The sequence below is a fragment of the Acetobacterium wieringae genome (assembly GCF_026646375.1).
GTDB lineage: Bacteria > Bacillota > Clostridia > Eubacteriales > Eubacteriaceae > Acetobacterium > Acetobacterium wieringae_A.
Genome location: NZ_JAIPPU010000007.1, coordinates 23,492 through 35,666, shown reverse-complemented (window position 1 = coordinate 35,666; position 12,175 = coordinate 23,492). Strand labels below are relative to the sequence as shown.

Here is a 12,175-nt window from a genome sequence, read left to right as displayed (position 1 = left end):
GGAGTGATTACTTACTCCTATTTGAATTATACCCTTTTCCTCTTAATTGTCAACTTCATTATGTGAAGTTCTTAAGGTTCTTTTGTGAATTTTAATTGAATTCTTTCCTCCATCTACTATATCCCTTCACCGTTGGCAATCTCGTTTTCGATTATGACTGCTCACAACTCAGCCACTTTTTATGTTTTTGACTTTGACAAAAGCCATGTTATAATATTTTTTATCTATCACACAACAGGAGGCTCGGATGATTCGAATTCCCAATCTCAAACTCGAGATTCAGCAAGCTAAAAATAATGTGGCCGAAAAAGAGGCCTTAAGAGGCGCAATTTTGTCTAAACTAAAAATAAATCCCAAGGACTTAATCACTTTTAAAATATTTAAAAAATCGATTGATGCCCGCAAGAAAAATGCTGTCGTATATATCTATACAGTTGATGCCAACCTGAAAAATGAGGTGTCAATTCTGAAAAAGGGCAGTAAATCCGGCATTATCTCCACTCCCGATTTATCCTATCAGCCAGTCGTCCCGGGAAATACTTTATTAAACCACCGACCAGTCATTATCGGCATGGGCCCTGCTGGTCTTTTTGCCGGTCTGATTCTGTCCCGCTACGGTTACGCCCCCATTATTCTTGAACGGGGCGATGACGTCGACAGCCGAAGCGTTAAAATTGACACCTTCTGGCAAACGGGTGCGCTCGATCCAGAGAGTAATGTTCAGTTCGGTGAAGGCGGGGCCGGAACCTTTTCTGATGGCAAACTGACCACCCTGATTAACGATCCCCGTTGTCGCAGTATCCTGGAAGCTTTTATTGCAGCTGGCGCCCCTGAAGAAATCCTTTATCTCAGCAAGCCCCATATTGGCACCGATCTGTTGCGAGAAACGGTGAAAACCCTGCGTCAGACGATTATCAACAATGGCGGCGAAGTCCATTTCCGATCCCAGGTCACCGACTTCCTGATCGAAAACGGTCAGCTAACCGGGTTAATCATCAATGATCACGATCACCTCAACTGCCAGGTAGCCTTGATGGGTATTGGCCATAGCGCCCGGGATACCTTTGAAACGCTTTATAAACGGGGTATCACGATGACTCCCAAAGCCTTTTCCATCGGAGTGCGAATTGAACACCCCCAAACCCTTATCAACACTTCTCAATACGGATCAGCCGCCGGATCTGCTGGACTGGGAGCAGCCGACTATAAGCTTTCCTATCACTCCCCTAACGGACGATCAGCCTACACCTTTTGCATGTGTCCCGGAGGGTATGTGGTGGCTGCTTCATCAGAACCCAACAGCGTCGTTACCAATGGCATGAGTGAACATCGACGAGACGGCCAAAATGCCAATGCCGCCCTGCTGGTCGGGGTGCAGCCTGAAGACTTCGGGGACGATCACCCCCTGGCTGGAGTGGCCTTTCAACGCCAATGGGAAGGCCGGGCTTTTACTCTGGGCGGTCAGAACTATCACGCCCCAGCTCAACTGGTGGGCGATTTTCTGGCCGACCGACCCAGTACCCGCTGGGGTCAAGTCAAACCAACTTATACCCCGGGTCTCAGGTTAACTCAGTTAAAAGACTGCCTACCGGATTATGTGGTGACCACCTTAAAAGAGGCTCTAATTCATTTTGATAAAAAGATCACTGGCTTTGCCATGGCTGACAGTATTATGATCGGAGTTGAAACCCGAAGCTCCTCACCTGTTCGAATCAACCGCAACGAAAACCATCTGTCTAACATTTCCGGACTCTACCCGATGGGTGAAGGTGCCGGTTATGCTGGTGGAATCATGTCTTCAGCGGTGGATGGCGTTAAAACTGCTGAGCAAATCATTCAGGTTTATGCCCAACTTACCCCTAAAAAATAGTTTGATCACCTTTCGCTTTTTTAATAATACCGCAAAAGAGCTCCTGAAGATTTTTCTCCAGGAGCTCGTTTGCGACACGTTACTTTCGTATTTTTAGATCGAATTCGGGTTGTTCTTAAACTGCTTTGCAAATTTCAACGATTAAGTTGGCAATCTCTTCATCACGTTTTTTATTTTTCCAACTGACAATAAATGATTTTTCCACTCTGCCACCTTTTAAATCCACCACTGACTTAATCTGCCGGTTTGCCTTGGTTCCGCCGGTAAATTTGGATGCCAACTGTTTCGTCACAAAAGTGAATACTCTTTTCCCCTCCAGGGACGAAACCTGCTCCAAGTATTCTTTCATCACCCCTGCCAACGAAAATGCCCAAACTGGACTGGCAAAAATCACCACGTCGTAGGGGTTTACATCCGGTTTGCTGGTAAATACAATGGGAGGTTTAACGCCGGGATCATCATTTTCCGGAATGATTCGCTGAATTTCAGCATCCAGACCTTTTTTTACCAGGGCCGCTCTCAACTCGTCGGCGACTGAAAAGGTATTGTTGGTTTTAGAAAAGACAATAATACCAATCTTCATTTCATGCTCTCCATTTTCTTTAGAATGTAGTTGTGTTTAAAATAAGAATAAAACTCATGCATTTTTAGTCATTTATAATTCTCTTGTTGACACTAAGGTACCTCATTTTATCATTTTTTTCAAGTCTTTTCGTAAGTCCGATCACAGATTTTTTAAATTATGGCAACTTTTTCGTTACCTACTCTAAAAATCAGCCCAAGAACAGATACTGTTCTTGGGCTGATTTGATTGATTACACAACGTTGTCATTGATTATTCTCATTGATTAAAATAAATCTCGCCATTGGCATCCACTGTAAAAATTTCGAAATCAGTATAAAGCGAACTGCCAAAAATGTCATCGATCTGGAAAGAGTAGTAGTAGTCGCCGACAGCCAATGGTTCTTCATAGATCACCGGATCATTGTTAAACGTATAAGCCTCGCCTTCGTAAACACCCTCTTCATCGGTTTTCATACTATAAGAATAATACATTGGCGTGATCAGATCGCCCTTTTTAAGCTTGGTAATTTCTTTCGCTGACTGACCCGTGACCGCATCGATGCCGTCCCAGGCTCCGATAATTGAAATGGTATAGTTGCCATCGCTGGCAAAGTCAATTTTTATTCGTAAGTTGGTCTCCACCCCATTAAGCATCACCGGCGACGTATAGATATTGTAGGTGTCACCTTGTTCAACAATATAGGTGGCCAAAGGCTGTCCATCCGGCAGTGAAATCCAGTAACCGTTGAAATTATCTTCAAACTTACCAGCATTCCAGTCAGCGGTGATATTGTCATCCAGTCCCAGTTCAATCAAAGTCTCCCCATCTCCGGCATCCATGAACACGTCACAATATACCGCATCTACATAATCCAGGGTATTGGCTGAAATGGTAAAGCCGTACATGCCATTGGCATTAATGGCGGGCGGTGATGAAAAGGAAATCGCACTTTCGTCTTCACTAAAATTGTAAGCCTCGGTGTTCTCCTGATCCAAGTCAGACCAATAATCCGACCCAGTTGCTTCATTGTAACCACTGCTCCAGTAAATCGAGTTTTCCCCAAACCAATTCGCATCGCTGTATCCTCCGAAATCACCGTTGGTATCACTACCGTAGGCCATTTTATCAACAAAGGACATATAATAGGGACTAACACAGATATCTTTAAAAATCGACAGTTCCTCAGAGCCCTGAATAGCCAGCGGATAATAAATCGCCAAGCCATGAGAGTCAGCTTTATCACTGCCGTTTTTCATGTAAACCACACAGTCCTGAAGGGCAGCCAAAGCCTGATCAGTACCTGCTACATTTCCGGTAACATTTTTTAACACTGAACCCAGATCAACCATATTGGTATAGCCTTCAGATTTGTTATTGCCACCATAGTTTTGAGCTGAGGTGATCCCTTTGATCATTTTTGAAAGAACATCACTATTTGCGGTGGCACTGTACATCTCTTTTGCCACATTATTAAAAGCATACACCAGTTCATCAATTTTGGACAGATCAACACAAGACAGGGTTGCCTCATTCTGACTGTCTATGGCAACACATGCCGCATAAAATGAATCCACGATCACCTTGCCCAGCTCAGCGCCACTGGCACCCGGATTGCTGCCGATAAAACTACCTATGGCTGTATAGTCCCAGCCATAGCCGGGTTCCAATTCTTCCGATGCCACCATATAGCGGGCATGTGGAGCCAGCATATTGCCAGTTTCCACCGTTCCCATTAAACAGGCATCAAAACCAATGAATTCAAATCTATCCGTCATATTTGGATAAACTGAAGTCAGAGCATTTTCCACTTCCAGCAGGGAAAGACTGTCGCTTTCATTCTGCTCATCAAAACACACCCCGGTGATACTGCCGCCACCGTGATTCCAGAAAACCAGCCCCATTTTTTCGGCTGGATAGGACGATACCCCCCAATCCAGAAATTCTGCCAGAGTTTGAGCACTACCCATATTGGCGCTATCGTCCTCCTGTATCTGCTCCATTTTCTGGTTTTTAATTACAAATCGCTGGGTCAATGAATCATCAACCAAATCATTGTCCCAGGCGTTGGCTCCACCAGTCTGAACCACAAATTTTATCTTATCCGACTGGGTAGCATCAATCATTTCCTGAAGATCCATCGTGGCCAAACCACTTTCGCTTTCCAAATCTGAACCACACATATAAACAAAAATAGTCCAGGTTCCGCTCGCACCCATTTTTCTTGTTTCACTTCGGTTCAAACGCTGAATTGTCAGATCCCCGCTGGAACTGACCTGCATATCCGTACTTCGTTTCAGTGATGTATTCAGGCCACTGTTTTTGTGAGTGCTGACGCTTCCGCCTTCATCTGAGCAAGCTGTTAATAACAGCACCATGGAAAGGACAATCATAAATGCTGTCAATTTTTTTTTCATGTTCTACCTCCAGGTTAAATAATTTTTCTGATCATTACATATCCTATCCATCAACGGAAAACTCACAGCCAATGATCCTTGCTATAAATAGTTTAACTAATTACAATGGATTTCTACACAATACTGATTCATATTATACGCCTCCCGGATTGATTCGAAAAGAAATTTCGCACCCAAAATCACTTTTTCACGATTCCTTTATAAAAAAACACAGACGCACATTAATGTGGTCTGTGTTTTAAATGCTTTAAGAAACAAACGGTCACCCGTTCCGATTAGAAAGACATCTACTATACACTCATAATTCCTGAATGATTAAGATAAACCAATGATTTCACCGTCTTCGGTAATATCCATGCCATTGGCGGCAGGTACCTTTGGCAGACCCGGCATCGTCATAATGGCGCCAGTGATTACTACCACAAATCCAGCTCCCGCTGACAAGCGTACTTCTTTTACATGAATATTGAAATCCTGGGGAGCGCCCAACAGCGTTTGATCATCGGAGAAAGAATATTGGGTTTTGGCCATACAGACTGGCAGGTGGTCAAATCCCAAGGCGACAATCTCATCGAGCTGTTTTTTTGCTTCCGGCTCAAATTCTACCCCATCAGCCCGGTAGATTTCTTTGGCAATGGTTTCGATTTTCTGCTCAATCGGCAGTTCCAGCGAATAAAGTGGTTGGTATTGAGACTCACCCTGATCACAAAGCTTAACCACTTCATGGGCCAGTTCTTCGCCGCCTTTACCACCCTGTGAAAACACATCAGACAGGATTACCTTGACATTTTTATTTTCACAAGCTTTTTTAACAGCCTCAAATTCAGCTTCCGTATCCGTGGGGAATTTATTCAAGGCAACTACCACTGGTACTTTAAACTTTTGCAGGTTTTCCAAATGCTGAATCAGGTTGGCACTACCCGATTCCACTGCTGCCACGTTTTCAGTTGACAGTTCAGTCTTGACTACCCCACCATTCATTTTGAGCGCTCGGACAGTCGCTACAATCACCACAGCATTGGGTTTTAAATCAGCATAACGGCATTTGATATCAAAGAATTTTTCGGCACCGAGATCAGCCCCGAAACCAGCTTCGGTAACAACATAGTCCGCCAATTTCAAAGCGGTTCGGGTGGCCAGCACCGAGTTGCAACCATGGGCAATATTGGCAAAAGGACCACCATGGATAAAGGCCGGGGTATTTTCCAGGGTTTGAACCAGATTTGGTTTGATCGCATCTTTAAGAAGCAGCGCCATCGCCCCAGTCGCTTCCAGATCATCAGCAGTCACCGCTTTTCCTTCGATGTTGTAAGCCACAATCATGCGACCCAGTCGTTCTTTAAGATCAGTAAGACTGGAGGCCAGACAGAGAATTGCCATTATTTCAGACGCAACGGTAATGTCATAACCGGTTTCCCGCTCCACACCATTGGCGCGACTGCCCTGACCAACGGTTATTTTTCGTAGGGCGCGGTCATTCATATCAACAACCCGGCGCCAGACAATTCGATCCAGATCGATATTTAACAGATTTCCCTGATGAAGATGGTTATCCAAAAGAGCCGCCAGTAAACTATGAGCCGCAGTGATGGCATGGAAATCACCGGTAAAATGGAGGTTGATGTCATCCATCGGAACAACCTGGGCGTAGCCGCCGCCGGCAGCACCACCCTTGACTCCAAAGCATGGTCCCAGCGAGGGTTCTCTCAACGTCGTAATGGTTTTTTTACCGATATAATTCAGCGCCATGGAAAGACCCACGTTAGTGGTTGTTTTTCCTTCACCAGCTGGAGTGGGATTAATCGCAGTTACCAAAATCAGCTTACCATCTGGTTTATCCTGGTTGTCTTTCAATACCGATAAGGACACCTTGGCTTTATGATTGCCATAAAGTTCCAGGGTATCTCCAGTGATCCCCAATTTTTCGGCCACCGCTGCAATCGGTTGCAATTTAGCTTCCTGTGCGATCTGTACATCTGTTTTCATCTTGTCTTTCTCCTTTTAAAATAATTTTGTTTTTCCCTGAGTCTCTTTTTAAATCTGATGCGCACGTTTCGACTAATTTTTTTAACATCCGGCGCACATGTATATACAGATTTTTCATAGATTACCATCTTTTGTTCCATATGTCAATATTTTTCTATTTTGGAGCAAATTATTATCTTTACTTGTTTGTTATTTCTCAAACAAAGTTTAAGCATGAAAATTCTTGTTATTATTTTAACAGTTTTATGTGTTTTATTCGTCAATAATGGTTATTTTTTATAGTTTTAGTATTTTTACAAATCTTTCTCCTTATTTTCTGTAAACGTATAAAAAAAAGCCCCGAACAGCTGCACTGTTCAGGACTCCTTAAAATTCATTCGTAAAATCGCTTTTTTTATCGTTCTTCTTTTGTCACTTTTATAACATTAATATTCACAAACAATAATATTGTTTGGACCAGCATCCATCCTTTTGAGGCAATTGATAAAAAATCCATATTTTTACTTTTTTTAAAGTAAAAATATTTTTTTAATCTTCCTGTTTTTTTAATTCTCTACCACCACTTTTTTTGCAGCCTGATCTTTTTCCATATCTTTGAGTTTTCTCGACAGGATCACAAAAACCACCAGACCAAAGATCATTACCAGCGCCGGGTATAAACAAAATCCGTTTTTAATTGCTTGAATCAGTTCCGGTGTCGGCGCCATATCAGCCACATAACTGGCCGAAGCCAGAGCTGTGGTAATGATGACACTTTTAATAAAGTTTCCGACTTTAATGGGGGTAGTCAGTAACGCCATGATAAAGCCACGAACATTTTTACCGGTGCGCCACTCGCCGTAGTCGACACAGGTAGCATACATCGCAACTACCAGCGCATCCGGCAAACCGTAACCAATAAAGGATAGTAACATAACAATTTTAAATGCCGTGGCACTCATCGGTACCAGCCAGGTAATCAACAATCCGGCAATGAAGATGCACAAAGCCCCAACATATGCCTTTCGGGGTCCGAATATTTTAGAAACGGTGGTCGCCAGAGTGGCCGAAAGCAGCATAACAACGGTCAGTCCAGTCATGAAAATCGCCATACCCGGGAGATCATTGAGTACATATTTAAAATAATAAAAGGCCAGACCAAGCACCACAAACTTGCCGACGTAGCGCCCCAGATCAATCAACAATAAACCGATCAGCGGAGGGTTATGCAGCAATTGCTTGAGTATTTCAGGAATTGGCATGCTTTCTTTTTTCTCAGTAACCGGTGCAGTTCCCCGGAAAGCATATTCTTTTGTCAGAAAGAAAAATATCCAGTAACACAGAACCATAAATAAAGCAACCATAATAACCACCGTCGTGTAACCCATCGCCGGATCATTAAGCGCTTTGCTGATTTCCTGAATCGCCCGAACCCCAACATAAGAAAAAGTCAGAGAACCCAGAGCGTTGAAGATCCCCCGATTGGCCGACATTTTAACCCGCTCATCGACACGATCCGTTAGGGCACTATTCATGGCAATGTGAGCAGAATAATACACATCAAAAACCAAATGGCCAATAATAAAGCCAGCACAAGCGGTGATGGCATTGGTCATCGAGTCGCCGATTTTTAGAAATTGAACCACATAGAGTAACGCTGCCACTGGCGGGCCAATCAGCAGCCATGATCGGAATTTACCCCACTTGAGATTACTTTTCTGGAGGATAATTCCGGCCACCGGTACCCAGATCAAGTCAAATATACTGGTAATCATAAGCACCGATCCGGCCAGCGCCACCGGCATCTTAACCGCATCGGTCAGGAAGGCCGAAAAAAACATTAATTCGACATAAATAAAAATCTGAAAACCAAACGAAGGCAGACCATAGAGATAAATAACACTTTTCTTTAACTTATCAGCCATTTCTGATTCCTTTCCAAATTGAAGAAATCGTCCCCAAAAGCGGCAATTATTTTAGAACCTTATATCAAAATCCATTAATAATTCCTATTATTTTCGGGGACGAATCTGTGACCCCTTCCATCAGGAAGTTACGGCCACTTAGTAATCATTTAGTTTAGAACATTTTTTCTGACATTTTATCAATTTCTTGATTGATGGTTTCATAAACCCCTGGGAATGAATCAATCGGTAGACCCGAGGTCTGGGAAGGAATGAAATACAATTTACCATTTTCTTCACAGGTTTTTTTCACATATTCTGCTACGATTTCTGGGGTCCAACCCGGGAAATCAACCAAACCACTGTGAATACCACCCATAAAGGTAATTTTATCGCCATATTCTTTGATCAGTTCAGGAATGTTATTGGTGTTCATTACGCCCTGCCAAATATCGATCCCCATTTCGATCATCGATGGTACCAGATTAGCAGCGTAGCTATCACTGTGGTGAACAATCAATTCAACGCCATTCTCTTTATAATAGCTATAGATTTTTTTGTAGGCTGGTTCAAAGAATTCTTTAAACATCGCTGGTGAAATAAAAGAATTGATCTGGCTACCCCAGTCATCATGATGGAATACCGCATCGGGATGAAGATGATCAATAAACTCTTTAGCCAATCTCAGTTCAAAATCAACCAGATAGTCAATCAGCGCATGCATTTCTTCCGGTTCTTCGTAGTAAGCCATTAAGGCCTCTTCCATACTCATCAAGTAATGGACATGTTCAAACAGACCGGGAGCCACAAAAACAGTGACATACTGATCACTCCGATCAACTGCATTGGCTTCAGCAACCGCCGTCACCCAAGCCTCTTCGGGGTAGTCCAGCTTTGGTGCTTTAACATAATCCCGCCATTTGGTGATATCCTTAACAACGATGTGTTCCTCATCATGAACCGGAAATGATCCCAACTGACCCTCCGGCCAGCTCAGTGTGACGCCCCATTCATTTACAACCGTTCCACCGACCGGCGGTTTTATACGACTGATCGGGGTTTTCATCATCAGGGCAAAGGGTTCATACTGTTTGACAAAGCGATCCGGATTTCCACCCCTCATCACTTCAACTAAATTTTGTCTTTTTGTTAACATTTGTCTCTCCTTCTATTATGCAGTAACCAGTTCTTTTGCTTTAACGGCAGCGCTACCAGCATCAGGCGCATAACCATCAGCACCAACTTCAGCAGCATATTCCGGGGTGACCGGAGCGCCACCAACAATCACTTTCATCTCCGGATAAGCAACTTTAATGGTCTGAACCGCTTCTTTTAAGGCCGGCATCGTCGTGGTCAATAGACCGGAACAGGCTACCAGTTTGACATTGGCGTTATCTTTAACCGCTTGAACAAAGGTATCAGCGGGGACATCAACGCCCAGATCAATCATATCAAAACCAGCACTTTCGATCATCATCGAAACCAAATTTTTACCAATATCATGAAGGTCACCGGCAACTGTTCCAATAATGCAGGTACCTAAAGAAGTAGATCCGTCACCAGCCATAAGTGGTTTTAAAACTTCCACACCTTTTGACATGGCTTTGGCGGCAATCAGCATTTCCGGAACAAAAATTTCGCCAGATGAGAATTTATCCCCAACAATGCCCATGGAATCAACCATGGCCTGAAGAATTTCTCCGGGCGAGTTGCCTTCGTCCAGTGCTTCCTGTACCAGTCCGGGAACCAGTTTTGATTTTCCAGCTTCAACCTTTGCTTTGACTTCTGCTATTTTTGACATAATTTTTCTCCTTTTTTAATCGATTTGTCTAACTTGAAGCGAAACGATGTGTGAATCGCTTCGCTTTAATTCACCTTGTTATAATTACGCCTGTTTGCGTTCTGCTAATTCTTTATTAATTTCTTCCATACGTTTTGGTGTTAATGAATAAAGTCCAAACATCATCACCATTCCAATAATCATAATGATTGCCGGATAAAGGGCAAAACCATTTTTAATTCCCTGAATCAGTTCTGGAGTCACGGCCATATCAGCAACATAACCAACTGAAGCCAGCACCGCTGAAATGATAACCGAACGGACGAAAATAGATGCTTTGATTGGCATACTGATCAGCGACATGATGAAACCACGGGCATTTTTTCCAGTTTTCCAGTCGCCGTAATCAACGGTTGCAGAGTACATTGCCACACCCAGAGAATCCGGCAAACCATAACCAATATAGGCAACAAACATGATGATTTTAAATGCAGTTGCTTCAAGCGGCATAAACCAGACAATTAGCAAACCGATAATCAAAAGCGACAGGGCGATTAGATAGGTGTTTTTTTCGCCAAGTCGTTTAGCAATTGGTGACGCAATCATGGCCGCAAAGAAGTTGACAATGGTTAATCCGGTCATGAACAATGCCAGTCCAGGCAAATCGTTGATAACATATTTAAAGTAGTAGAAGGCCATTCCAAAAATAACGAAACGTCCCAAATATCGTCCCAGTTCCACCAGCATCAACCCCATCAATGGTGGGTTGACAACAATTTGTTTGAACATTTCGCCCACTGACATCTTTTCAGCCGGTTTGCCCGCTTGGGCTTCGGTTCCGTTTTGAGCATAATCTTTGGTGATTACAAAATAAATGATGTTACAGGTAATCATAATCACACCAGTGATCGCTGCCATATAGGTGTAACCTAAAACCGGATTGCCGACACCAGCGCCAATAGCAGCAATAGCTTTTACCCCAAAGTAAGAGAATACCAGAGCGCCGGCCGCATTGAACATTCCCCGGTTACTGGCCATCGAGATTCGTTCTTCACGAACCGTGGTCAGCGCATTATTCATGGAAATATGAGCAGCATAGAAGGTATTCCAAACCAAATGGCTGATGGCGAATCCTAAAAAGATAATAATAGCATTAATTTCCGAGGTTCCACCAATCTGTGAGAACTGCAAAATATAAAAGAGTGCCGCAATGGGAGGACCAACCAATAACCATGAACGGTATTTCCCCCACTTCATGTTGCTTTTTTCCAGAATAACCCCCGATGTTGGTACAGCCACAATATCAACAATACTGGTGGCCAACAAGATGGTACTTACCAATGCCAACGGAATTTTTGCAAAGTCGGTGAGGAAAGCTGCAAAAAACATGACTTCAATATTGACTAAGGTCTGAAACCCAAATGACGGTAATCCGTAAAGATTAATAGCCGACTTTTTTAACGGTTTGTTCATAATTCTTTCTCCTTTTTAGTTTCAACTTTAATAACAATTTCTGCTTAAATAACTGTCAACACGATTTGTCCGATCAGTCAATCGCCCTGTAACAACAAGCAAACAGCAACACTTCTATCCAATCGCTCCGCTACCAGAATTTATTTTGCATCATATCTACCTACTTCCTACCTGCTTCAAGCGATGCAATCCTTTTCACAATG

The 12,175-nt window shown here is 43.2% G+C and carries 8 protein-coding genes; 1 reads left to right on the top strand and 7 read right to left on the bottom strand.

Features of this window, described 5'->3' with window-relative positions; genetic code table 11:
* Nucleotides 1-247: 247 nt before the first annotated feature.
* Nucleotides 248-1,870 carry an NAD(P)/FAD-dependent oxidoreductase gene (locus Q7P33_RS07925; protein WP_303869080.1) on the top strand — a complete coding sequence of 541 codons (1,623 nt, stop codon included), beginning with the start codon at nucleotides 248-250 and terminating at the stop codon, nucleotides 1,868-1,870.
* A gap of 115 nt (nucleotides 1,871-1,985) precedes the next feature.
* On the opposite strand, the gene Q7P33_RS07920 is transcribed toward Q7P33_RS07925, so the two are convergent.
* From Q7P33_RS07920 to Q7P33_RS07890, 7 genes are all read right to left on the bottom strand, one after another.
* Nucleotides 1,986-2,453: an NAD(P)H-dependent oxidoreductase gene (locus Q7P33_RS07920; RefSeq protein WP_303869079.1), complete on the bottom strand. Its 468-nt coding sequence runs from the start codon at nucleotides 2,451-2,453 to the stop codon at nucleotides 1,986-1,988.
* 258 nt (nucleotides 2,454-2,711) lie between these two features.
* Nucleotides 2,712-4,850, bottom strand: coding sequence for a clostripain-related cysteine peptidase (locus Q7P33_RS07915; protein ID WP_303869078.1), 2,139 nt, complete (start codon nucleotides 4,848-4,850; stop codon nucleotides 2,712-2,714).
* 315 nt (nucleotides 4,851-5,165) lie between these two features.
* On the bottom strand, nucleotides 5,166-6,836 hold the full coding sequence (locus Q7P33_RS07910; protein ID WP_303869076.1) for a formate--tetrahydrofolate ligase: 1,671 nt from the start codon (nucleotides 6,834-6,836) through the stop codon (nucleotides 5,166-5,168).
* Nucleotides 6,837-7,381: 545 nt separating this feature from the next.
* On the bottom strand, nucleotides 7,382-8,740 hold the full coding sequence (locus Q7P33_RS07905; protein ID WP_303869075.1) for an MFS transporter: 1,359 nt from the start codon (nucleotides 8,738-8,740) through the stop codon (nucleotides 7,382-7,384).
* A 154-nt stretch (nucleotides 8,741-8,894) separates the two neighbouring features.
* On the bottom strand, nucleotides 8,895-9,875 hold the full coding sequence (locus Q7P33_RS07900; protein WP_303869073.1) for a uroporphyrinogen decarboxylase family protein: 981 nt from the start codon (nucleotides 9,873-9,875) through the stop codon (nucleotides 8,895-8,897).
* Nucleotides 9,876-9,890: 15 nt separating this feature from the next.
* Complete coding sequence (locus tag Q7P33_RS07895; RefSeq protein ID WP_303869071.1) at nucleotides 9,891-10,520, bottom strand: corrinoid protein; 630 nt, start codon at nucleotides 10,518-10,520, stop codon at nucleotides 9,891-9,893.
* A gap of 84 nt (nucleotides 10,521-10,604) precedes the next feature.
* A complete protein-coding gene (locus Q7P33_RS07890) occupies nucleotides 10,605-11,972 on the bottom strand; it encodes an MFS transporter (protein WP_303869069.1) in 1,368 nt (455 codons plus the stop codon).
* Nucleotides 11,973-12,175: the final 203 nt, after the last annotated feature.

Bases quoted from the DNA above. Each gene is read 5' to 3' on its own strand.
- Q7P33_RS07925 (WP_303869080.1), top strand. From the start codon at position 248: ATGATTCGAATTCCCAATCTCAAACTCGAGATTCAGCAAGCTAAAAAT.
- Q7P33_RS07920 (WP_303869079.1), bottom strand. From the start codon at position 2,453: ATGAAGATTGGTATTATTGTCTTTTCTAAAACCAACAATACCTTTTCA.
- Q7P33_RS07915 (WP_303869078.1), bottom strand. From the start codon at position 4,850: ATGAAAAAAAAATTGACAGCATTTATGATTGTCCTTTCCATGGTGCTG.
- Q7P33_RS07910 (WP_303869076.1), bottom strand. From the start codon at position 6,836: ATGAAAACAGATGTACAGATCGCACAGGAAGCTAAATTGCAACCGATT.
- Q7P33_RS07905 (WP_303869075.1), bottom strand. From the start codon at position 8,740: ATGGCTGATAAGTTAAAGAAAAGTGTTATTTATCTCTATGGTCTGCCT.
- Q7P33_RS07900 (WP_303869073.1), bottom strand. From the start codon at position 9,875: ATGTTAACAAAAAGACAAAATTTAGTTGAAGTGATGAGGGGTGGAAAT.
- Q7P33_RS07895 (WP_303869071.1), bottom strand. From the start codon at position 10,520: ATGTCAAAAATAGCAGAAGTCAAAGCAAAGGTTGAAGCTGGAAAATCA.
- Q7P33_RS07890 (WP_303869069.1), bottom strand. From the start codon at position 11,972: ATGAACAAACCGTTAAAAAAGTCGGCTATTAATCTTTACGGATTACCG.